This window comes from Nonomuraea sp. NPDC050328 (genome assembly GCF_044459405.1).
GTDB lineage: Bacteria > Actinomycetota > Actinomycetes > Streptosporangiales > Streptosporangiaceae > Nonomuraea.
Map to the genome: position 1 here is coordinate 179,557 of NZ_JBITIW010000013.1, position 22,184 is coordinate 201,740.

At 72.4% G+C, this 22,184-nt stretch carries 21 protein-coding genes and 1 pseudogene; 14 read left to right on the top strand and 8 right to left on the bottom strand.

Features of this window, described 5'->3' with window-relative positions:
- Nucleotides 1-57: 57 nt before the first annotated feature.
- Nucleotides 58-1,011, bottom strand: coding sequence for a heme o synthase (locus ACIBG7_RS37430; RefSeq protein WP_397339304.1), 954 nt, complete (start codon nucleotides 1,009-1,011; stop codon nucleotides 58-60).
- A 261-nt stretch (nucleotides 1,012-1,272) separates the two neighbouring features.
- Between ACIBG7_RS37430 and tkt the strand changes: the two genes are divergently transcribed.
- The 10 genes from tkt to ACIBG7_RS37480 all read left to right on the top strand — a co-directional run bounded on the left by tkt (nucleotide 1,273) and on the right by ACIBG7_RS37480 (nucleotide 11,975).
- Nucleotides 1,273-3,303 (top strand): transketolase, encoded by a 2,031-nt coding sequence (gene tkt, locus ACIBG7_RS37435; RefSeq protein ID WP_357931714.1) that lies wholly within the window; start codon nucleotides 1,273-1,275, stop codon nucleotides 3,301-3,303.
- Between the two features lie 2 nt (nucleotides 3,304-3,305).
- Entirely contained in the window at nucleotides 3,306-4,400 is a 1,095-nt protein-coding gene (gene tal, locus ACIBG7_RS37440) for a transaldolase (RefSeq protein WP_357931404.1), read from the top strand.
- Nucleotides 4,401-4,422: 22 nt separating this feature from the next.
- Nucleotides 4,423-6,003, top strand: a complete 1,581-nt coding sequence (zwf, locus tag ACIBG7_RS37445) for a glucose-6-phosphate dehydrogenase (RefSeq protein ID WP_397339340.1) — start codon at nucleotides 4,423-4,425, stop codon at nucleotides 6,001-6,003.
- The gene (locus tag ACIBG7_RS37450) at nucleotides 6,003-6,917 is read left to right on the top strand and encodes a glucose-6-phosphate dehydrogenase assembly protein OpcA (RefSeq protein WP_357931398.1); all 915 of its coding nucleotides are present in this window, start codon (nucleotides 6,003-6,005) and stop codon (nucleotides 6,915-6,917) included. The genes zwf and ACIBG7_RS37450 overlap by 1 nt, the downstream gene beginning before the upstream one ends.
- A gap of 88 nt (nucleotides 6,918-7,005) precedes the next feature.
- Nucleotides 7,006-7,782, top strand: coding sequence for a 6-phosphogluconolactonase (gene pgl / locus ACIBG7_RS37455; protein WP_397339305.1), 777 nt, complete (start codon nucleotides 7,006-7,008; stop codon nucleotides 7,780-7,782).
- Between the two features lie 60 nt (nucleotides 7,783-7,842).
- Complete coding sequence (locus ACIBG7_RS37460; RefSeq protein WP_397339306.1) at nucleotides 7,843-8,517, top strand: DUF4129 domain-containing protein; 675 nt, start codon at nucleotides 7,843-7,845, stop codon at nucleotides 8,515-8,517.
- Nucleotides 8,514-8,984, top strand: a complete 471-nt coding sequence (locus ACIBG7_RS37465; protein WP_357931389.1) for a hypothetical protein — start codon at nucleotides 8,514-8,516, stop codon at nucleotides 8,982-8,984. The genes ACIBG7_RS37460 and ACIBG7_RS37465 overlap by 4 nt, the downstream gene beginning before the upstream one ends.
- A complete protein-coding gene (locus ACIBG7_RS37470; protein WP_357931386.1) occupies nucleotides 8,985-9,959 on the top strand; it encodes a MoxR family ATPase in 975 nt (324 codons plus the stop codon).
- 73 nt (nucleotides 9,960-10,032) lie between these two features.
- Nucleotides 10,033-11,289 (top strand): DUF58 domain-containing protein, encoded by a 1,257-nt coding sequence (locus ACIBG7_RS37475; protein ID WP_397339308.1) that lies wholly within the window; start codon nucleotides 10,033-10,035, stop codon nucleotides 11,287-11,289.
- A gap of 197 nt (nucleotides 11,290-11,486) precedes the next feature.
- Nucleotides 11,487-11,975: a hypothetical protein gene (locus ACIBG7_RS37480; protein ID WP_397339309.1), complete on the top strand. Its 489-nt coding sequence runs from the start codon at nucleotides 11,487-11,489 to the stop codon at nucleotides 11,973-11,975.
- A gap of 19 nt (nucleotides 11,976-11,994) precedes the next feature.
- Here ACIBG7_RS37480 and ACIBG7_RS37485 read toward each other — a convergent pair whose 3' ends face one another.
- On the bottom strand, nucleotides 11,995-12,756 hold the full coding sequence (locus ACIBG7_RS37485; protein WP_397339310.1) for a hypothetical protein: 762 nt from the start codon (nucleotides 12,754-12,756) through the stop codon (nucleotides 11,995-11,997).
- A 60-nt stretch (nucleotides 12,757-12,816) separates the two neighbouring features.
- Here ACIBG7_RS37485 and ACIBG7_RS37490 point away from each other — a divergent pair.
- Nucleotides 12,817-13,248, top strand: a pseudogene (locus ACIBG7_RS37490) (Clp protease N-terminal domain-containing protein); the annotation flags it as partial.
- Nucleotides 13,249-13,458: 210 nt separating this feature from the next.
- Here the strand turns inward: ACIBG7_RS37490 and ACIBG7_RS37495 are convergent.
- Nucleotides 13,459-14,511 (bottom strand): GNAT family N-acetyltransferase, encoded by a 1,053-nt coding sequence (locus ACIBG7_RS37495; RefSeq protein ID WP_397339311.1) that lies wholly within the window; start codon nucleotides 14,509-14,511, stop codon nucleotides 13,459-13,461.
- Nucleotides 14,512-14,577: 66 nt separating this feature from the next.
- On the opposite strand from ACIBG7_RS37495, the gene ACIBG7_RS37500 reads away from it, so the two are divergent.
- On the top strand, nucleotides 14,578-15,978 hold the full coding sequence (locus ACIBG7_RS37500; protein WP_397339313.1) for an NAD(P)/FAD-dependent oxidoreductase: 1,401 nt from the start codon (nucleotides 14,578-14,580) through the stop codon (nucleotides 15,976-15,978).
- A gap of 47 nt (nucleotides 15,979-16,025) precedes the next feature.
- Nucleotides 16,026-17,630, top strand: a complete 1,605-nt coding sequence (locus ACIBG7_RS37505) for an amidohydrolase (protein ID WP_397339314.1) — start codon at nucleotides 16,026-16,028, stop codon at nucleotides 17,628-17,630.
- 72 nt (nucleotides 17,631-17,702) lie between these two features.
- On the opposite strand, the gene ACIBG7_RS37510 is transcribed toward ACIBG7_RS37505, so the two are convergent.
- From ACIBG7_RS37510 to gap, 5 genes are all read right to left on the bottom strand, one after another.
- Nucleotides 17,703-18,047 carry an RNA polymerase-binding protein RbpA gene (locus tag ACIBG7_RS37510; protein ID WP_357931366.1) on the bottom strand — a complete coding sequence of 115 codons (345 nt, stop codon included), beginning with the start codon at nucleotides 18,045-18,047 and terminating at the stop codon, nucleotides 17,703-17,705.
- Between the two features lie 65 nt (nucleotides 18,048-18,112).
- On the bottom strand, nucleotides 18,113-18,343 hold the full coding sequence (secG, locus tag ACIBG7_RS37515) for a preprotein translocase subunit SecG (protein ID WP_357931363.1): 231 nt from the start codon (nucleotides 18,341-18,343) through the stop codon (nucleotides 18,113-18,115).
- Nucleotides 18,344-18,471: 128 nt separating this feature from the next.
- A complete protein-coding gene (gene tpiA / locus ACIBG7_RS37520; protein ID WP_357931711.1) occupies nucleotides 18,472-19,227 on the bottom strand; it encodes a triose-phosphate isomerase in 756 nt (251 codons plus the stop codon).
- A gap of 17 nt (nucleotides 19,228-19,244) precedes the next feature.
- Nucleotides 19,245-20,417, bottom strand: a complete 1,173-nt coding sequence (locus ACIBG7_RS37525) for a phosphoglycerate kinase (protein WP_397339316.1) — start codon at nucleotides 20,415-20,417, stop codon at nucleotides 19,245-19,247.
- Complete coding sequence (gene gap, locus ACIBG7_RS37530) at nucleotides 20,414-21,418, bottom strand: type I glyceraldehyde-3-phosphate dehydrogenase (protein WP_357931358.1); 1,005 nt, start codon at nucleotides 21,416-21,418, stop codon at nucleotides 20,414-20,416. The genes ACIBG7_RS37525 and gap overlap by 4 nt, the downstream gene beginning before the upstream one ends.
- Before the next feature lie 217 nt (nucleotides 21,419-21,635).
- Between gap and ACIBG7_RS37535 the strand changes: the two genes are divergently transcribed.
- A complete protein-coding gene (locus ACIBG7_RS37535; RefSeq protein WP_397339317.1) occupies nucleotides 21,636-22,184 on the top strand; it encodes a hypothetical protein in 549 nt (182 codons plus the stop codon).

A 22,184-nucleotide genomic window follows, 5' to 3' on the forward strand; every position in this document is an offset into this window, starting at 1 on the left:
ATGTTCAGCATAGAGGATCCTCCGGCGTACGGCCAAGCCGTACCGTCCGGAGGATCGTCAGGCCAGCAGCGGGTCGATCGCGACGGCGAGGAAGAGCAACGCCAGATAGGCGTTGGACCAGTGGAAGAAGCGCATGGGCCGCAGCGCCACGCCGCTCTTGCCGGAGTTGAGGCGGCGCAGCAGCGCGTACACCTCCCACAGGCACACGACGCCGAGCACGGCGGCGACGGCGGGATAGAAGAGCGTGGTCTGCGCGACCGGCCACAGCAGCAGCGAGCAGGCCACCGTCGCCCAGGTGTAGGCGATCGACTCCAGCACCACGCGGCGCTCGGTGGCGACCACCGGCAGCATCGGCACCTCGGCCGCCGCGTAGTCCTCCTTGTACCGCATCGCCAGCGTCCAGGTGTGCGGCGGCGTCCAGAAGAACACCACGCCGAACAGCACGAACGGCGCCCAGGCCAGTTCGCCGGTGATGCCGGCCCAGCCGATCATGACCGGCATGCAGCCGGCGATGCCGCCCCACACGATGTTCTGCTTGGTGCGGCGCTTGAGCCACATCGAGTAGACGAAGACGTAGAACAGGATGGCGCCGGTGGACATGGCCGCGGCCAGCCAGTTGGTGGTCACCCAGAGCCCGACCAGCGACAGGAAGCCGAGCACGATGCCGAAGATCAGCGCGTTGCGCGGCTCGACGGTGTGCCTGGCCAGCGGCCGCTTGCGGGTGCGGCGCATCTTGACGTCGATGTCACGGTCGACGTAGCAGTTGAGCACGTTGGCGCTGCCGGCCGACAGGGTGCCGAAGACCATCACGGACAGGGACGTCCACAGGTCGGGCAGCCCCTTGGCGGCGAGGAACATCACCGGTAGCGTCGTGATCAGCAACAGCTCGATGATCCGGGGTTTGGTCAGGGCGACATAGGCCCCGAGGACCGCGCCGAACGATCGGGAAGCCTGGCGTGGGGCGCCGGTCCCCGGGGGGACGGTCGCCTGCCTGTTGGTCAGCACCGCCAAGGCGCTTCCGGCTGTTGCGGAGTCAACGCGTAACCTCTGATGTAGCGGATCCCTTACGAACACAGCAACTGTAGTCGCCGGGAGCCGCGGTCCGGTCAACGGGGTGTTGGGAACAGCCTGCAAGGTCGACTCGGTTATGGTCCCGTGTGGGCGGGAAAAGCCGAACACCTAAGACAACGAGATTGCGGAGATAGGCACGTGAGCATCCTGGAGTGGACGGATCTCGACCGTAAGGCGGTCGACGTCGTCCGTGCCCTGGCAATGGACGCAGTGGAGAAGGCGGGCTCGGGTCACCCCGGCACCGCCATGAGCCTGGCCCCTGCCGCATATCTGCTTTTCCAGCGCACCATGCGCCACGACCCGGCCGACCCCACGTGGGCGGGCCGAGACCGGTTCGTCCTGTCCGCGGGGCATTCCAGCCTGACCCTTTACATCCAGCTCTACCTGTCCGGTTACGGGCTGGGCCTGGAGGACCTCAAGCGGCTGCGCCAGTGGGACAGCCTCACCCCCGGCCACCCCGAGCACGGGCACACCGCGGGCGTCGAGACCACCACCGGCCCGCTCGGGCAGGGCATCGGCAACGCGGTCGGCATGGCGATGGCCGCCCGCCGCGAGCGCGGCCTGTTCGACCCGGACGCCGAGGCCGGCGCCAGCCCCTTCGACCACCACATCTGGTGCATCGCCTCCGAGGGCGACATCGAGGAGGGCATCAGCCACGAGGTCAGCGCCCTGGCCGGCCACCAGAAGCTGGGCAACCTGACGGTCGTCTTCGACAGCAACCACATCTCCATCGAGGACGACACGCAGATCGCCCTGTCGGAGGACATCACCAAGCGCTACGAGGCCTACGGCTGGCACGTCCAGACCGTCGACTGGACCGAGGGCGGCTCCTACGTGGAGAACGTCCAGGCCCTGCACGAGGCGCTGGAGGCCAGCCGCGAGGAGACCGACCGGCCCTCCTTCATCCGGCTGCGCACCATCATCGGCTGGCCCTCGCCCGGCAAGCAGAACACCGGCAAGATCCACGGCTCGGCGCTCGGCGCCGCCGAGGTCGCCGCCACCAAGCAGGTCATGGGCATGGACCCGGAGAAGTCCTTCGACGTCCCGGCCGAGGTGCTGGAGCACGCCCGCGCCGTCGCCGACCGCGCGCAGGCCGTGCGCGCCGACTGGGACAAGGCCTACGCCGACTGGCGGGTCAACAACCCCGAGCGCGCCGAGCTCTTCGACCGCCTGGGCCGCCACGAGCTGCCCCAGGGCTGGAGCGAGGCCCTGCCGACCTTCGAGCCCGGCGCCTCGATCGCCACCCGCAAGGCCTCCGGCGAGGTGCTCAACGCGCTCGCGCCGGTGCTGCCCGAGCTGTGGGGCGGCAGCGCCGACCTGGCCGAGTCGAACAACACCACGATGAAGGGCGAGCCGAGCTTCATCCCGGACGAGCACCAGACCAAGGAGTTCCCGGGCAACCGCTACGGCCGCACGCTGCACTTCGGCATCCGCGAGCACGGCATGGGCGCGATCCTCAACGGCATCGCGCTGCACGGCAAGACCCGCCCCTACGGCGGCACCTTCCTGGTCTTCTCCGACTACATGCGGCCTGCCGTACGGCTCGCGGCCCTGATGAAGCTGCCGGTCACCTACGTGTGGACGCACGACTCCATCGGCCTCGGCGAGGACGGCCCGACGCACCAGCCGGTCGAGCACCTGTGGGCGCTGCGCGCGATCCCCGGTCTCGACGTGGTACGGCCGGCCGACGCCACCGAGACGGCGGCCGCCTGGAAGACCATCCTGGAGCACACCGACCGCCCGGCGGCGCTGGCGCTGACCCGCCAGAACCTCCCGGTCTACGAGGGCTCCGCCGCCGACGGCGTGGCCCGCGGCGGTTACGTGCTCAGCGAGTCCTCCGCCCCGCAGCCGAAGGTGATCCTGATCGCCACCGGCAGCGAGGTCGAGATCGCCATGGACGCGCAGAAACTACTGGAGGCCCAGGACATCCCGGCACGAGTGGTCTCGATGCCGTGTGTCGAGTGGTTCCAGGGGCAGGACTCCGCATACCGGCAGACGGTGCTGCCGCCCTCGGTGAAGGCGCGCGTCGCCGTCGAGGCGGGCATCGCGCTGGGCTGGCGCGAGTTCGTCGGGGAGCACGGCGAGGTGGTCTCGCTGGAGCACTTCGGCGCCTCCGCGCCGTACAAGACGCTGTACGAGCAGTTCGGCCTCACGGCCGAGCGCGTGGCCGCGGCCGCCAAGGCCTCGCTGGCCAAGCTCGGTCACGACAAGGGCGAGACGACGGGAAACTGACAATGAGCGAGAACCTTCGCAAGCTGGCCGCCAGCGGTGTGGCCATCTGGCTGGACGACATCAGCCGCGAGCGCCTGCGCAGCGGCAACCTGGAGCAGCTGATCCGCGAGAAGAACGTGGTCGGCGTCACCTCCAACCCGACGATCTTCGCCTCGGCGCTGGCCAAGGGCGATGCCTACGACACCCAGTTGCACGACCTGCACGTGCGCGGTGTCGACGTCGGCGAGGCCGTGCGGGCGATCACCGCCTACGACATCCGCTGGGCCGCCGACGTGCTGCGCCCGGTCTACGACGCCACCGGCGGCGTGGACGGCCGCGTGTCGCTGGAGGTGGACCCGCGCCTGGCGCGCGACACCGACAAGACCATCGCCGAGGCGCGCGCGCTGTGGTGGCTGGTCGACCGCCCCAACCTGCACATCAAGATCCCGGCCACCGTCGAGGGCCTGCCGGCCATCACGCAGGCGCTCTCGGAGGGCATCAGCGTCAACGTCACGCTGATCTTCTCCCTGGAGCGCTACCGCCAGGTCATGGACGCCTGGCTGGCCGGCCTGGAGGCCGCGCAGGCCAAGGGGCTCAACCTGGCCGCGATCGAGTCGGTCGCCTCCTTCTTCGTCAGCCGCGTCGACACCGAGATCGACAAGCGGCTCGACGGCCTGGGCAAGCCGGAGCTCAAGGGCAAGGCCGGCATCGCCAACGCCCGCCTGGCCTTCGCCGCCTTCGAGGAGGTCATGGGCTCCGAGCGCTGGCAGCGCCTGGCCGCCGCCGGCGCCCGGCCGCAGCGCCCGCTGTGGGCCTCGACCGGCGTGAAGAACCCGGAGTACTCCGACACCATGTACGTCGACCAGCTCGTCGCCGCGGGCACGGTCAACACCATGCCGGAGAAGACGCTCGACTCCGTGGCCGACCACGCCAACGTCACCGGTGACACGATCCGCCCCTTCTACCAGGACGCCTGGAACACCATGGCGGCCCTGCGCGAGGCCGGGATCGACTACGACGACGTGGTGCGCGTCCTGGAGGACGAGGGCGTCGACAAGTTCGAGGTCTCCTGGAACGAGCTGCTGGAGAGCCTCGCCAAGAAGCTGGCCGGGGCCTGACATGAGCGAACCGGTCGCACCGATGCCGGAGGCCGTCACGGCCGCGGTGGCGGTCGCCGAGACCTCCACGACGCTGGAGGTCGCGGCGGCCAACCCGCTGCGCGACCCGCGTGACAAGCGCCTGCCCCGCGTGGCGGGGCCGTGCGTGCTGGTCCTGTTCGGCGTCACCGGTGACCTGGCCAAGCGCAAGCTGCTGCCGGCGATCTACGACCTGGGCAACCGGGGGCTGCTGCCCCCGGGCTTCTCCCTGGTCGGCTTCGCCCGCCGCGACTGGGCCAACGAGGACTTCGCCCAGGTCACCCACGACGCGGTGAAGGCCAACGCCCGGACGCCCTTCCGCGAGGAGGTCTGGAAGCAGCTCTCCGAGGGCATCCACTTCGTGCCGGGCGAGTTCACCGACGACGGCGCCTTCGACGCGCTGCAGATGGTGCTCAAGGAGGTCGACCAGACCCGGGGCACCGGCGGCAACTACGCGTTTTACCTGTCGGTGCCGCCGAAGTTCTTCCCGACCGTCATCAAGCAGCTCAAGCGGACCGGGCTGGCCGACGCCCCGCCCGGCTCGTGGCGGCGCGTGGTGATCGAGAAGCCCTTCGGCCACGACCTGAAGAGCGCGCACGAGCTCAACGAGATCACCACGGAAGCCTTCCCGGAGTCGTCGATCTTCCGGATCGACCACTACCTGGGCAAGGAGACCGTCCAGAACATCATGGCCCTGAGGTTCGCCAACAACCTCTACGAGCCGATCTGGAACCGCTCCTACGTCGACCACGTGCAGATCACCATGGCCGAGGACATCGGCCTGGCCGGGCGCGCGGGCTACTACGACGGCATCGGCGCGGCCCGTGACGTGATCCAGAACCACCTGCTCCAGTTGCTGGCCCTGGTGGCGATGGAGGATCCGACCTCCTTCGACGCCAAGGCGCTGCGGCGGGAGAAGGAGAAGGTGCTGCAGGCCGTACGGCTGCCGGCCGACCTGGCCGCCGAGACCGCCCGCGGGCAGTACGCGGCCGGCTGGCAGGGCGGCGAGAAGGTCGTCGGCTACCTGCAGGAGGACGGCATCCCCGCCGACTCCACCACCGAGACCTACGCCGCCATCAAGCTGGAGATCGCCAACCGGCGCTGGGCGGGCGTGCCGTTCTACCTGCGCACCGGCAAGCGGCTCGGCCGCCGCGTCACCGAGGTGGCCGTGGTCTTCCAGCGCGCGCCGCACCTGCCCTTCAGCAAGGACGACACCGAGATCCTCGGCCAGAACGCCCTGGTCATCCGGGTGCAGCCGGACGAGGGCATCACGGTGCGCTTCGGCTCGAAGGTGCCGGGCACCGCGATGGAGGTGCGCGACGTCTCGATGGACTTCGCCTACGGCGAGTCGTTCATGGAGTCCTCCCCCGAGGCCTACGAGCGGCTCCTGCTGGACGTGATGATCGGCGACCCGCCGCTCTTCCCGCACCAGCGCGAGGTGGAGCTGTCGTGGGAGATCCTCGACCCGATCGAGGAGTTCTGGGCCACGCAGGGCCAGCCGGAGCCCTACCCCTCCGGCACCTGGGGCCCGCCCTCGGCCGACGCCATGATGGCCCGAGACGGGCGGACCTGGAGGAGGTTGTAATGACCGCCTTCGCACTGTCCGGCACGACCGCCGGCAAGATCTCCGGGCAGCTCACCCACCTGCGGCACCAGATGGGCGCCCCGGCCATCGGCATGGTGCTCACCCTGGTCGTGGTCACCGACGAGCGCGACCAGTACGACGCGCTCAGGGCGGCGACCGAGGCGGCGCGCGAGCATCCCTCGCGCATCCTCGCGGTGATCAACCGGGAGGCCGACGAGGCGTCCCGGCTCGACGCCGAGATCCGCATCGGCGAGTCCACCCCGGGCGAGGTCGTGATACTGCGGTTGTACGGCGAGCTGACCGCGCACGCCGACTCCGTGGTCAGCCCGCTGCTGCTGCCCGACACGCCGGTCGTCGTCTGGTGGCCGGGGGCGGCGCCTGCCGTACCGGCCCAGGACCCGATCGGCGAGCTGGCCCAGCGGCGGATCACCAACGCCAAGGCCGCCGCGCCCGACGGGATCAAGGCGCTGGCGCACTTCGGCAAGGTCTACGCGCCCGGCGACACCGACCTGGCCTGGACCCGGCTGACGCCGTGGCGCAGCCTGCTGGCCGCCGCCTTCGACCAGCACGTGGGCAAGGTCAAGAAGGGCTTCGTCGAGGCGGCCTCGGGCAACGCCAGCGCGCCGCTGCTGGCGGCGTGGCTGTCGGAGCGGCTGGGCGCGCCGATCAAGGTCGCCGAGTCCTCCGGTCCCGGTCTCACCGCGGTACGGCTGGCGCTGGCCGACGGGGAGCTGTCGGTGGTGCGCAACGACGCCCGCCTGGCCACCCTCGCCCGGCCCGGCCAGCCCGACCGGCACGTCGCGCTGGCCCGCCGGCAGACCTCGGAGCTGCTGGCCGAGGAGCTGCGGCGGCTCGACTACGACGAGATCTACGAGTCGGCGGTCAAGCGGCTGGCCCGCTCGCACAAGGTCTGACCCCTTCACCGGCTGTGGCCCCGGACGCGTGCGTCCGGGGCCACACCCGTGTCCTGGGCGTACTGCCGGGACGTGAGAGGGTAGCCGGGTGACCGAAGTTCCCAACGTCGTCGTCCACCGTGACGCCGAGGTGCTGGCCAACGCCGTCGCGGCGCGGATCATCACCCGGCTGGTGGACGCCCAGTCCGCCAAGGGCTCAGCCTCGCTCGTCCTCACCGGCGGCAGCGTCGGCATCGCCACGCTGGCCGCCATCGCCGCCACCCCCGCCCGCGACGCCGTCGACTGGCGGCGCCTGGACATCTGGTGGGGTGACGAGCGCTTCCTGCCGGCCGGCGACCCCGAGCGCAACGAGACCGGCGCCCGCGAGGCGCTGCTCGACCACGTCGACCTCGATCCGGCGCGCGTGCACGTGATGCGCGGGCCCGACTCCGGCCTCAGCGCCGAGGAGTCGGCCGACGCCTACGCCGCCGAGCTGCGCCAGGCGGCCCGGCCCGAGGACCACGGCCCGGTGCCCGGCTTCGACGTGCTGCTGCTCGGCATGGGCCCCGACAGCCACGTCGCCTCGCTCTTCCCCGGCATGCCCGCGCTCTACGACACCCGGCCCGCGGTCGCGGTGCACGGCGCGCCCAAGCCGCCGCCCACCCGCATCTCGCTCACCCTCCCGTCCATCCAGGCCGCGCGGGAGGTCTGGGTGGTGGCCGCCGGCGCGGAGAAGGCCGGCGCGGTACGGCTGGCGCTGGCCGGGTCGGGTCCCGTCCAGGTGCCCGCGGCCGGGGCTCGTGGGCGGCAGCGCACGCTCTTCCTGCTCGACCGGGCCGCCGCGGGCAAGATCCCGCCGGGGCTGGGACGGATCGCCTCGCCCTAGCCCGTACCGGACATGTCCTGGCAGAGTGTCCTGCGAGATTCGGCCGGGGGTGAGGGTGTGGTGCGGACCTGGGGTCCGGTGGCGCTGGCCGCCGCCGCCCTCCTCGCCGTCGGCCTGGCCGCCGGTACGGCAGGCGGCGTCGAGGGCCGCTTCGACCCCGCCGGCCTGAGCTGGGAGCGGCCCACCGGGCTGCCGACGATGCCGCCGCAGACGGCGACGGCCGGACCGCTGGGCGAGCTGCCGCCGGTCACCGCCGCGCCCTGGGCCTCGGCGGTCGGGTCGGGGCTGCTGGCGCTCTTCGGGTTGCTCCTGCTGGTCCTGGCGGGGTTCGCGCTCCGGGCGCTGCTCTCGCGGCTGCGCCGGCCCTCGTGGGGGCCGGTGGCGGGGCGGGGGCCCGCCGTACGGGACGAGGCCGGGGAGCAGGCGCGGGCCGCGGTCCGGGCCGGGCTGGCCGAACTCGACGCCGAGGGCGATCCCCGGCGGGCGGTGATCGCCTGCTGGCTGCGCCTGGAGCGGGCCGCCGCCGAGGCCGGCGTGCCCCGCCTGGCCACCGACACCCCCGGCGACCTGGTGACCCGCCTCCTGGCCGGCCTGCCCAGCAGCGCAGGCGTGGATGGCGCGGCGCTGGAGCGCCTGTATGACGCCTACCGGCAGGCCCGTTACGCCCCGCACGAGGTGCCCGAGGCCCTGCGCACCACCGCCCGCGCCGCCCTGGCCCAGGTGATGACCCGATGAGAGCCGTCCTGCTGCTGACGGCGGGCGGCGTCACCGCCTGGCTGGGCGGCCCGCCCCTGGCCGCGCTGATCGGCTTCCGGCTGCCCGCCTGGCACGCCGCCCTCCTGGTGGTCGCCGCCCTGGCCGTCACGCTCCTGACCCGCGGCCTGCCCCGTCCCCCGGAAACCGGCCCCGTCCCCGCCGGCCGGGTCCGCCGCGAACCCTCCCCCCGTACCCCGGGCGGCGTGAGCACCTGGGAACGCCGGCTCCGCGCCGGCGCCAAGGACGCCGCCCGCTTCGAACTGACCGTCCGCGACCACCTGCGCCCCCTGGTCGAGTCCAGGCTGCGCCGCCATCGCGAACTCACCCTGGAGCACGCCCGCGACGTGCTCGGCACCGAACTGCACACCCTGCTGACCCGACCGGTCACCGCCGTCCCCGACGAGGCGGCGCTGGCCCGGATGATCACGCGCATCGAGGAGATCTAGATGGAGCTGCCGGAGGTCGGCCGCCTGGCGCGAGCCGTACTCGACCAGGTCGAGACGGTCGTGGTCGGCAAGCGGGAGGCCCTGGAGACAGTCCTCACCGGCGTGCTGGCCGGGGGCCACGTGCTGCTGGAGGACTTCCCGGGGCTGGCCAAGACGCTGACCGCGCGCAGCCTGGCGCAGAGCCTCGGGCTCGGCTTCCGCCGCCTGCAGTTCACCCCCGACCTGCTGCCCGCCGACGTGACCGGCTCCTACCTGTACAACCAGCGCAGCGGTGAGTTCGAGTTCCGGCCCGGACCGGTCTTCACCGAGCTGCTGCTGGCCGACGAGATCAACCGCACCCCGCCCAAGACGCAGGCGGCCCTGCTGGAGGCCATGCAGGAGCGGCAGGTCAGCGTCGAGGGCGTCACGCACCCGCTGGGCTCGCCCTTCCACGTGCTGGCCACCGCCAACCCGGTCGAGTACGAGGGGACCTATCCGCTGCCGGAGGCCCAGCTCGACCGCTTCCTGCTGCGGGTGTCGTTCGGCTACCCGACGCCCGAGCAGGAGTGGGAGGTGCTGAGCCGGCGCATGGCGCGCCGCCGCGAGGACAGCACCCTGGAGCCGGTGGTGGACGCCGCGACCCTGGGGCGGATGCAGCGGGCCCTGGAGGAGGTCGCGGTGGACGACTCGGTCGGGCACTACATGGTCGCCTTGACCGCCGCCACCCGTACGCACCCGCAGCTCCAGATGGGCGCCTCGCCGCGTGGCTCGCTGGCCTTGCTCCTCGCCTCGCGGGCGCGGGCCGTCCTCCAGGGGCGCGACTACGTCATCCCCGAGGACGTCAAGCACCTGGCGGTGGCGGCGCTGGCGCACCGCGTCAGCCTCCGGCCGGAGGTCTGGCTGCGCAAGGTGGACCCGGCCACGGTCATCACCGAGATCTGCGCCCAGGTCCCCGCCCCCGGCTCGGCCCAACTCCCCACCTACAGCGCCCGATGAACGACCTCTGGCAGCCTTTCCACCCACTGCGCGCGATGAGCGGGTCCGGCGGCTTCCCCATCCGCGGTGCGCGATGAGCGGGCTCTGGCGGCCCACGCGGGCACTGCGGCGGGCGCTTGTGCTCGTGGCTGTGGCGCCGCTGGCCGCGCTCCTGCTCGGCCGGCCCGGGCTGCTCGTGCTCGCCGCGCCCTTCGCCCTCGGCACGGTCCTGGCCCTCGCCCGCCGCCCCGCCGGCCCACCGGAGGCGGCCCTGGAGCTGGCCGCGGCCTCCGTCCCCGAGGGCGAGCACGCCGAGGCCACCGTCCGCCTGACCGTCCCCACCGCGACACCCGCAGGACCGTCCGCCGAGGCGGCCGTCGTCTGCCTGGTCACCCCGCGCGCCACAAGCGCCCTGGAGCCCGCGTACGGCTCGCGCCACCACCTCGTCCAGGTACGCCCCGGCCGGGCCGTCACCGTCGCGTTCGGCTACACGGCGACCGTGTGGGGCGCCCACGAGGTAGGCCCGGTCGAGGTGGCGGTCTCCGCCAGTGACGGCCTCCTGGAGCACCCGCCCCTCCGCCTCCCGGTGCAGCGCGTGGTGGCCCTGCCCGACGCCGGCGCGTTCACCTCCCGCGCCCAGCTCCCCCACGCCGACGGCCTGTCCGGCGCCCACCGCTCCCGGCGTCCAGGCGAGGGCGGCGAACTGGCCGGGGTGCGGCGCTTCCAGAGCGGCGACCGGTTGCGCCGCATCGACTGGCGCACCACCCTGCGCACCGGCGAGACGCACGTCAACGCCACCTACTCCGAACGCGACGCCGAGGTGCTCATCCTCGTCGACGTCCTGCACGAGGGACCCCTCGACACCGCCGTCCGGGCCGCGGCGGCCCTGGCCGGGCACTACACCAGCCGGGGCGACCGGGTGAGCATCGCCGAGTACGGCTCGCTGCGGCACCGGCTGCGGCCCGGCACCGGGCGGCGCCACTACCTGGCCGCCCTGGAGTGGCTGGCCGCGGTCCGCGTCAACGGCGGCGCCGGGGACGAGCTCGGCCGGCGCCTCCTGGCACCCACGCTGGCCGGCGGGCGGGGGCTGGTGTTCATGCTCACCCCGCTGCTGGACGAGCGCAGTGCCGACGGGCTGGCCCGGCTGGCCCGCTCCCGCCGGCCGCTCGTCGCGGTCGACACCCTGCCCGACCGGCCGGGCACCGGGGTGGCCGAGCGGCTGTGGTGGCTCGACCGCGAGAACCTCATCGGCTCCCTGCGCGAAGCCGGCGTCCCGGTCGAGCCCTGGCGAGGCTCGGGCAGCCTGGACGTCGTCCTGCGCGACGTCACCCGCCTGGAGCACACCCGATGACCACCCCCGCTTCTGGCCCCGACTCCACTCCTGGCTCCGGCCCCACCTCCGGCGCTGGCCCCACCCCGGCTCCGGCCCGAGCCCTGGCCCCCGGCCAGCCGGGAGTGCCTGGGTCGCCGTTCTCCGGGCTGCGTCGGCGGATTTGGTGGGGGCGGCCGGGGGTCGGGTGGGCGCGGGTCTCGGGTGGGGCGTTGCTGATGCGGGTGCTTGTGGCGGCGACGGGGGTGGCGGCGTTGCTGGTCGCCCTGCCTGCCGGTCTGCTGGCCGTACCGGTCTGGCCTGCGGGGGCGGTCCTGGTGGGGCTGTGTGCGGCGGTCCTGCCGGGGTCGGCGGCACCCGGTGTGACGGTGGCCGCCGGAGCCGTGGCGTGGACGCTCGGCGGGGGCGGGCTGGGCAGCGCTCTGACCGTGGGCACGCTCCTGTACCTCCATCACACCAGCGCCGCCCTCGCCGCCCTCACCCCCGTGTCGAGCGCGCTGTCCACGAGCCTCGTCCGGGGCTGGGCGGCCAGGACCGCGCTCGTGCTCGCCGCCTCCGCCCTGCTGAGCGTGGTGATCGGCACGGTGCCGCCGCTCCTGCGTGACCTGCCGGCCGCCGCACTGCTCACCCTGGGCGCCGCCGCGGCCGTCGCCCTGGTGGCGCTGGTCCGCCGCCTCCTGCGCACCGACCCACCCCCGGCCCCTTAGACCGGCCCGCGCCGGCCCGCTAGGACCCGGTCTGGCCCTTCTCCAGGCGTTGCCTGGCCAGGCGTTCCTCGCGGCGGGCGACGTCGAGGCGTTGGCGGGCCTCGGTCTCGCGGCGGCGGGCCTTCTCCAGTTTCTTGGTCAGCCGCGCCACCTTGTCGGCCCGTTCCTGGTGCTCCTGCGCCGCCTGAGCCAGGAGGTCGCGCCACTCGGTGTAGGCCGCCTCGGCCTCCTCCCGCTCGCGGGCCTTCTTGGCCTCGGCCTCCCGCACCTCGTCCTCGGACGCCTCCTTGGGCTTGCGCCCCGGCCGCTCCCGGGGCACGGGCGCGGGGGCGAAGCCGGTGTAGCTGAGCGGCTTGGCCAGGTGGCCCCGCCGTACCTGCTCGGCCGCGTCGGCGTCCACCACCGCGGCGTCGAGCGTCTGGTCCACCTCGGCGGAGGCGGCGGCGGAGAGCCCGGCGAGCTCGCGCGCCTGGCGCGAGAGCCGCCCGGTGAGCCGGGAGCGGCGCTGGGTGAGCTCGGCGAGGGCGTCGGCGTCGTGCGCGCTCCAGGCGGCCCGCAGTTCCTCGCCGAGCGCGAGCAGCTCGCCCAGGTCGTCGGGGTGCTCGTGGGCCAGCCGGTTCACCGCCCAGGCCGAGACCGTGGGCTTGCGCAGCGCGCCGATCTCGCGGGCGAGCGCGGCCTCGCCGGCGGCCCGCGCGGCCTGCACCTCCGCCTGGCGCGCGGCGGTGAACTCGGCGGGCGGCAGGGCGTAGAGGCGGCCGGCGACCTCATCAAGATCCACATAACAGGAATACCCCACTTGGCCGGTTTTCTAGCGCATAGTGGAGGCAGGGAGGCCGCCGTGTTTGAACGCTTCACCGACCGTGCCCGCCGGGTCGTGGTTCTCGCGCAGGAGGAGGCGCGGCTGCTGAACCACCCCTACATCGGCACCGAACATCTCCTGCTCGGCCTGATCCACGAGGGCGACGGGGTGGCCGCGACGGTGCTGCGGGGCAAGGAGATCGATCTGGCCTCCGTGCGGGAGCGAGTCGAGGAGATCATCGGCCAGGGCGACGCACCGTCCGAGGGGCACATCCCGTTCACGCCGCGGGCCAAGCGGGTGATGGAGCTGTCCTTCCGCGAGGCGCTGCAGCTCAGCCACAACTACATCGGCACCGAGCACATCCTGCTCGGGCTGATCCGCGAGGGTGAGGGCGTGGCGGCCCAGGTGCTGGTCGCGCAGGGGCTGAGCCTCGCCCGGCTGCGCGAGGCGGTGATCGCCACGCTGCGCGGGCAGACGCGGGCGGCGGAGGAGGACCGGCTGCACGAGCTGCTGCGGCGCGGCGGGCCGCCGCCGGGCGGGTACGAGCTGACCGAGCGGCTGCATCGCATCCAGGAGAGCCTCGACCGGATCGAGAGCCGGCTGCACGAGCTCGACCCCGGCGAACGGGACCCGGGCAAGGGCGAGCGCGACCACGGCTAGGCCCATACCGGGAGCTGCCGCTCAGGCGGGTGCGAGGGCCGCGACGGCCAGGCGGGCCTCGATCACCCCGGGGTCCTCGGTGTAGCCGAGGGTGGCGCCGAGCCGTACCAGCAGCCCGCGCATGCGCGCGTTGTCCGACAACATGCTCGCCCGCACCTCGGCGTAGCCCAGGTCGCGGGCCAGCTCGACCAGCATCCGCGCCAGCGCGGTGCCCAGCCCGCGGCCCTGCCAGCGGTCCTCGACCAGGAAGGCCATCTCGGCCGTGCCCGGCTCGGCGCCGAACATCAGGTTGGCCATCGCCACGACCTGCCCGTCGAAGCAGGCCACCAGCGACTGGCCGCGGTCGCGGTCCACCAGGCGCTCGAACACGCGCGGCGGCAGCGCGGGCATGCTGGTGAAGTAGCGGAAGCGGCGGCTCTCCGGCGAGCAGCGGTCGTGCAGGTCGCGCACGGCCTCCCGGTAGATCGCGGTGAGCGGCCGCACGTCCAGCTCGGCGCCGTCGGCGAGGGTGATCGCCCGCTCGGCGCCGCTGCGCGCCGCGGCGGGCTGCGCCAGGCGCGCGAACGCCGCCGCCCGCGCCGCCTCGGTCAACGTGAACGGCAGGTCCGTACGGCGGAGCCGTACCGACCGCTCGCCGGTGACGCGGACGATCAACTGGGTCGGGTCGGGCAGCTCGCTCACCGCATCACCATAGATCCACCGCGCGTCGTCGGCGCGCAGCAGCTCCCCCAGCAGCTCGGGCAGCCGCCAGTGCGGCGACCCCCCGGAGCCCGCCTCGTGCTGGAGCGCGGCCAGCCGCGTGGCCAGCAGCAGCGCCCGCGTGGGCTCGTCGGTCAGCTCGTGCGCGGTCGCCGGCACGACCTGCACGCGCCGGCCCCCCGCGGCCTCCAGAGCCTCGCGCACCGCCTCGGGCGCGGCCGGGATCTCGGCCACGAACTCGTCCACCGTGCCGTCGGTGTCCGGCTGCACGCTCAGGCCCAGGATGTTGCCGCCCCGTTCGGCGAGCGCCGCCGCGAGCTGGGCCAGCCGTCCGGGACGCTCGTCCACCGTCGTTCTGATCCGAAGGAATGCCATGTGTCGGATAATGCCTGGTGACTGTTACACCGTGGCTACGTGGGTGTTTCCCTATGCTGTGCTGTCATGAGTACGTATGTCCCCCTTTCGGCCGGATTCACTAACGGCGACGTCTCCTACTGGTACCGCAGCTCCGGCGTGCCCGCGCCCGGCCCACGGCTGGACGGGCCGCTGTCCGCGGACGTGGTGATCGTCGGGGCCGGGTACACGGGACTGTGGACCGCGTACTACCTCAAGAAGGCCGCGCCCGGCCTGCGCGTGGTCGTGCTGGAGCAGGAGTTCGCCGGCTTCGGCGCCTCGGGCCGCAACGGCGGCTGGCTGACCGGCGACATGGCCGGTTCGGCCGAGCGCTACGCCAAGACGCACGGCCGCCCGGCCGCCAGGGCGCTGCAGCGGGAGATGTTCGCCTCCGTCGACGAGGTGATCGCGGTGTGCGAGGCCGAGGGCATCGACGCGGACGTGGTCAAGGGCGGCGTGCTCACCGTCGCGCGCAACACCGCGCAGGCGGCCCGGCTGCGCGAGTCGGTCGAGGAGGCGCGCGCCTGGGGCTTCGACGAGCCGGACCTGCGCCTGCTGGAGCCCGCCGAGCAGCAGCGGAGGCTGCGGGTGGCGGGCACCGTCCAGGCGTCGTGGAGCCCGCACTGCGCGCGCATCCAGCCGGCCAAGCTGATCCGCGGGCTGGCCCGGGTCGTGCGCGACCTCGGGGTGGAGCTGTACGAGGGCACGCCGGTGCTGTCCATCGAGCCCAAGAAGGCGGTCACCCCCTACGGCACGGTGAGCGGGCAGTTCGTGATCCGGGCGACGGAGGGCTTCACCTCGCGGCTGCGCGGCCTGCGCCGGCAGTGGCTGCCGATGAACAGCTCGATGATCGTGACCGAGCCGCTGCCGGACTCCTTCTGGGAGACGGTCGGCTGGGACGACGCCGAACTGCTCGGCGACATGGCCCACTACTACATGTACGCCCAGCGCACCGCCGACGGCCGCATCGCCTTCGGCGGCCGGGGCCGCCCCTACCTGTACGGCTCGCGCGTGGACGCCCGCGGCCACACCCACGAGTGGACCGTCGAGGCGCTCTGGCAGCTCCTGGTCGACTTCTTCCCCGCCGCCGCCTCCTCCTCGGTCGCGCACGCGTGGTCGGGCGTGCTGGGCGTGCCGCGCGACTGGTGCTCGACGGTGCACATCGACCCGGCCACCGGTCTGGGCTGGGCGGGCGGCTACACCGGCCACGGCGTCACCACGGCCAACCTGGCCGGCCGTACCCTGCGCGACCTGGTCCTGGGCCAGGAGACCGAGCTCACCGCGCTGCCCTGGGTGGGCCGGAAGGTGCGCGCCTGGGAGCCGGAGCCGCTGCGCTGGCTCGGCGTGCACTCGATGTACCGCCTCTACCGCGTGGCCGACTCCCGCGAGCGCTCGATGCGCCACACGTCCGCCCTGGCCCGCTTCGCCGACCTCATCACGGGTCACTGAGCCGGCCCGGCGGCCCTACGATCTTCGCAGCGATTCAAGGAGACTGAATGGACATCCTCTTCCGCGGCGGGCGCGTCTTCACCGCCCGGGGCGATCTCGGCTTCGCCGAGGCGGTGCTGGTGCGCGACGGCGTGATCGCGGCGGTGGGCACGGAGGCGGACCTGGCCCGGGCGGCCGGGCCGCACGAGACGGTGGACCTCGACGGCGGGCTGCTGACCCCCGGCTTCACCGACGCGCACATCCACCCGGTGCAGGCCGGGCTGGAGCGGGCCAAGTGCGACCTGGCCGAGGTCTACGGCCTGGACGCGTACGTGGCCAAGGTCGCCGACTATGCCACGAAAAATCCGGACAAGGAGTGGGTCGACGGCGGCGGCTGGGACATGTCCGCCTTCCCCGGCGGCCTCCCCCACCGCAGCCAGCTCGACTTCGTCACCCGCCCGGTCTACCTGATCCAGCGCGACCACCACGCCGCCTGGGTCAACACCCGCGCGCTGGAACTGGCCGGGATCACCAAGGACACCCCCGACCCGGCCGACGGCCGCATCGAGCGCGACGCCGACGGCACCCCCAGCGGGGTGCTGCACGAGGGCGCGATGGACCTGGTGGGCCTGCTCACCCCGCGCCCGAGCGCCCAGGACCAGGAGGCGGCGCTGCTGGAGGCGCAGCGCTACCTGTTCGCGCTGGGCATCACCGGCTGGCAGGACGCCATCGTCGGCTCCTACGCCGGCTCCGACGACCAGCTCCCGACCTACGTCGCGGCGGCCGAGGCCGGCACGCTCAAGGCGCGGGTGGTGGGCGCGCTGTGGTGGGACCGCACCCGGGGCGCGGAGCAGATCGAGGACCTGATCGAACGGCGCAAGCGCTCCGTCGGCCGCTTCCAGGCCACCTCGGTCAAGATCATGCAGGACGGCATCACGGAGAACTTCACCGCCGCGGTGCTGGAGCCGTACTGCCGCTGCGGCGGCACGGGCCTGTCCTACATCGAGCCGCGCGCGCTCAACGGCTACGTGGCCGAACTCGACCGGCACGGCTTCCAGGTGCACTTCCACGCCATCGGCGAGCGGGCGGTGCGCGAGGCGCTCGACAGCCTGGAAGGCAGCGACCCGGCCAACCGGCACCACATCGCGCACCTGCAGATCATCGAGCCCTCCGACGTGCCGCGCTTCGCCCGGCTCGGCGTGACGGCCAACCTGCAGCCGCTGTGGGCCACCCACCACGCGCAGATGGACGAGCTGACCATCCCCTTCCTCGGCGAGGAGCGCTCCGCCTGGCAGTACCCCTTCGCCGACCTGCAGCGCAGCGGGGCGCGGTTCTGCGCGGGCAGCGACTGGCCGGTGTCCAACGCCGACCCGCTGCAGGCCATGCACGTCGCGGTCAACCGCACCGAGCCCGGAAGCTCCGTGCACGCCGGCTACCCGACCGCGCAGACGCCGTTCCTGCCCGGCCAGCGGCTCGACCTGGCCACCGCGCTGAGCGCGTACACGGCCGGCTCGGCGTGGATCAACCGCTCGCCGGCCGGGGTGATCGAGCCGGGCCGCCCGGCCGACCTGGTCGTGCTGGACCGCGACCCGTTCGCCCTGCCGCCGCAGGAGATCTGGACGGCCAAGGTCCGGATGACCTTCGTGGACGGCGAAGCGGTCCACGGCGCGTGACCCGCCGCTGAACGGCCGAGCCCCCGCCGGACGCAGTGTCCGGCGGGGGCTCGGTCGAAAGCCGCGGCAGATCTACCAGGGGCTCTTGTTCGTGCGCAGACGCTCCAGCGCCTCTTCGAGAATGGCCTTGCCGTCGCGGTCGCTCCGGCGCTCCTTCACGTAGGCCAGGTGCGTCTTGTAGGGCTCGTTCCTGGGCGGAGCGGGCGGGTTGGCCTGGTCCTGGCCGGCGGGCAGGCCGCAGCGCGGGCAGTCCCACAGCTCCGGAACGGCGGCGTCGCTGGCGAAGCTGGGACGCGTCTCGTGCATGTTGGCACACCAGAACGCAACGCGGACGCGCGGGGCGGCCTCGCCGCGCTCGGCCTCGCCCATCGGCCCGGCGCCTACCCGGCTGCCACGGATCGCGTTTCCACTACCCACGGATGAACTCCTCGCTCGAACGCCCCGCGAGAGGCGGGGGGTGAATCACTGTCGCACGCAAGCCACTACTGCTTGAGCAGCAGACCCAGAGCGATGATGCAGACGAACCAGACCGTGCCCGTGATGACGGTCAGCCGGTCGAGGTTGCGCTCCACCACCGAGGAACCGCCGAAGTTCGACGAGAAGCCGCCGCCGAACATGTCGCTCAGACCGCCACCCTTGCCCTTGTGGAGCAGAACCAGCAGGATCATGAGGCAGCTCGCCAGGATCAGGGCGATGGAGATTCCGATGACCACGGTAGACCTTGCTTTCAGATGCTCTGTACGCGTGACGACTCAAATGGATCATCCCCGCGCCTGAACGCGGGGTTGACTGTGCTTTCTAGAGGGTACGACCTGGTGTCAAGTCGCGCCCCCGTTATGCCTTAGTTAGCGGCAAAACGGCAGATCTTGACGAACTCGCCCGCATCGATGCTCGCCCCACCCACGAGAGCGCCGTCGACATCGGGCTGCGCCATGATCCCGGCGATGTTGCCGGACTTCACCGAACCTCCGTAAAGGATACGGATGCCGTCGGCCACCTGGGCGTCGTAGAGCTCGGCGAGTCGCTGCCGCAGCGCCGCGCAGACCTCCTGGGCGTCCTCCGGGGTGGCCACCTCGCCGGTGCCGATCGCCCACACCGGTTCGTAGGCCACCACCAACGATTCTGCCTGCTCCCGGGAGACTTTGCGCAGGGCTCCGTCGAGCTGGGACAGCGCGAAGGCCACGTGCCCCCCGGCCTGGCGCACCGGCAGGCCCTCGCCCACGCACAGGATCGGCGTGATCGAGTGGCGCAGCGCCGCGTGCACCTTGGCGTTGACGAGCGCGTCGTCCTCGTTGTGGTACTCGCGGCGCTCGGAGTGCCCGACCGTCGCGAAGGTGCAGCCCAGCTTGGCGAGCATCGCGCCGGAGATCTCCCCGGTGTAGGCGCCCGCCTCGTGCTGCGACAGATCCTGCGCACCGTAGACGATCTTGAGCTTGTCGCCGTCCACCAGCGTCTGCACGCTGCGCAGATCGGTGAAGGGCGGCAGGACGGCGACCTCGACGCGGTCGAAGTCCTTGTCCGACAGGGCGAAAGCGAGCTTCTGGACCAGAGCGATGGCCTCGAGGTGGTTGAGGTTCATCTTCCAGTTGCCCGCCATGAGCGGCTTGCGCACGTCTACTCCTCCAGCGCGGCGAGTCCGGGCAGCGTCTTACCTTCGAGGTACTCCAGGCTGGCACCGCCGCCGGTGGAGATGTGCGAGAACCCGTCCTCCGGAAGACCGAGCTGGCGTACGGCTGCCGCCGAGTCGCCGCCGCCGACCACGGTGTACGCGTCAGAGCCGATCAGCGCCTCGGCGACGGCACGGGTGCCGCCGGAGAAGGCCTCGAACTCGAACACGCCCATCGGGCCGTTCCAGAAGACCGTGCGCGCGTCGGCCAGCTTGGTCGCGAACAGCTCGCGGGTCCTGGGGCCGATGTCGAGCCCCTGCCGGTCGGCGGGGATCGCGGTGGCCTCGACCACCTCGTGCTCGGCGTCCTCGGCGAACTCGGTGGCGGCCAGGACGTCCACCGGCAGCACCAGGTCGACGCCGCGCTTGGCGGCCTCGTTGAGGAAGCCGCGCACCTGGTCGAGCTGGTCCTCCTGCAGCAGCGAGCCGCCGACCTCGTAGCCCTGGGCCTTGAGGAAGGTGTAGGCCATGCCGCCGCCGATGAGCAGCCGGTCGACCTTGGTGAGCAGGTTGGCGATGACGCCCAGCTTGTCGGAGACCTTGGCGCCGCCGAGCACGACCACGTAGGGGCGGTCGGGGTTCTCGGTGAGCTTCTTCAGCACCTCGACCTCGGCCGCGACCAGCCCGCCCATGCGGTGGGGCAGCAGCTTGGGCACGTCGTAGACGCTGGCGTGCTTGCGGTGGACCGCGCCGAAGCCGTCGCCCACGTACAGCTCGGCCAGCGCGGCCAGCTCGCGGGCGAACGCCTGCCGTACGGTGTCGTCCTTGGACTCCTCGCCCGGGTGGTAGCGGAGGTTCTCCAGGAGCGCCACCTGGCCGTCGCCCAGGCCCTCGACGAGGTCGCGGTCGACGACCTCGCCGGAGAAGGCGACCTCCTGGCCCAGCAGCTCGCCCAGGCGGGCGGCGACGGGGCGCAGGGAGTACTTCGGGTTGGCCTCGCCCTTCGGGCGGCCCAGGTGGGCGCAGACGACGACCCGGGCGCCCTGCTCGGCCAGCGCCTTGATGGTCGGGACCGAGGCCCGGATGCGCCCGTCGTCGGTGATGACGTCCCCGTCGAGGGGGACGTTGAGGTCGGCGCGCACCAGGACGCGCCGGCCCTTCACGTCGTCGAAACCGGTCACAGGTCCTTGCCCACCAGCTCGATCAGGTCGACCAGGCGGTTGGAGTAGCCCCACTCGTTGTCGTACCAGCCGATGACCTTGACCTGGTTGCCGATCACCTTGGTCAGGCCGGCGTCGAAGATGCAGGACGCGGGGTCGGTGACGATGTCACTGGAGACGATGTCGTCCTCGGTGTACGTCAGGATGCCCTTGAGCGGGCCCTCGGCGGCGGCCTTGTAGGCGGCGTTGATCTCCTCGACACCGGCCTCGCGCTTGAGCTCGACGGTCAGGTCGGTGGCCGAGCCGGTGGGGATCGGCACGCGCATCGCGAAGCCGTCCAGCTTGCCCTTGAGCTCGGGCAGGACCAGGCCGATGGCCTTGGCGGCGCCGGTGGAGGTCGGCACCACGTTCAGCGCGGCGGCGCGGGCGCGGCGCAGGTCGGCGTGCGGGCCGTCCTGCAGGTTCTGGTCCTGCGTGTAGGCGTGGATCGTGGTCATGAGGCCCTTGTCGATGCCGAAGGTGTCGTTGAGCACCTTCGCCAGCGGGGCCAGGCAGTTGGTCGTGCAGGAGGCGTTCGAGATGACGGTGTGCGACGCCGGGTCGTACTTGTCATGGTTGACGCCCATCACGATGGTGACGTCTTCGTTCTTCGCCGGGGCGGAGATGATGACCTTCTTCGCGCCGTTCTCGGCGTGCACCTTGGCCTTGGTGGCGTCGGTGAAGAAGCCGGTCGACTCCACCACGACGTCCACGCCCAGGTCGCCCCAGGGCAGCTTGGCCGGGTCGCGCTCGGCGAAAGCCTTGATCGTCTTCCCGTCGACGACGATCTCGTCGGCGGTGGCCTTCACCTCGTACGGCAGGCGGCCCAGGATGCTGTCGTACTTCAGCAGGTGGGCGAGCGTCGCGTTGTCGGTCAGGTCGTTGACGGCGACGATCTCGATGTCCTTGCCGCTGGCGGCGACCGCCCGCCAGAAGTTACGGCCGATGCGGCCGAAGCCGTTGACGCCTACGCGGATGCTCACGGGAACCGATCTCCTTGAACGTGATGCGGGCTGAAACCTCAACCACGAACCCTATCGGACCCGGATTGGTTTAGACCTCTTCAGGGGGCACCCTGTTTTGCCTTGTTCTTTACGTGGTCTTTGTGGCGATCAAGTACAGTATCTGACTCGTCAGAGTTACTAACGGGGCACTCTGGGAGCAAACGTGCTAAAGCGAAAAACCAGGTTGATCGCTACGGTGATCGTCGGGACCCTGGCCGCCATACCTGCCGCGATCGCCGTGCTGGTCTTCGTACAGCTGACCAACCGCAAGGTGATCGCCCTGCCGGGCGGGGTCGACCTCGCCTGGCCGCCGTCCGTGTGGATCATCGCGGGGGCGATCTGCGGGCTGCTCGTCGGACTGGCCGCCTGGTTCGTCCGGCCCGGCTCGCTGGTCGCGCCCCTGCTGACCGCCGCGCTCGCCGCCGCCGCGGCCCTCGCCGGCTGCTTCGGCGTCATGGCCGTCGGGCAGGACCCCTCTTTCACCGTCGCCGCCCTGGTCGAAGGGCTGTCGTTCGCGCGGCACCAGTTCCTGGAGTGGCTCATGCTCTCCGGGCTCTTCCACTACACGGCCGAGACCGCCACCGTTGTGGCCTTCCTGCTGGTGTCCGTCCGGGTTCTCCTGGTGCGCGCCGCCCAGCGCCGGGAGGTGCCACCGCCGGCCGCCGAGGAGCCGGCGGAGCAGGAGTCCGGCCTCGAGTACCGCGGCGCCTTCGAGCCCGCCCAGCCGGTCTCCCAGGAGGGCTGA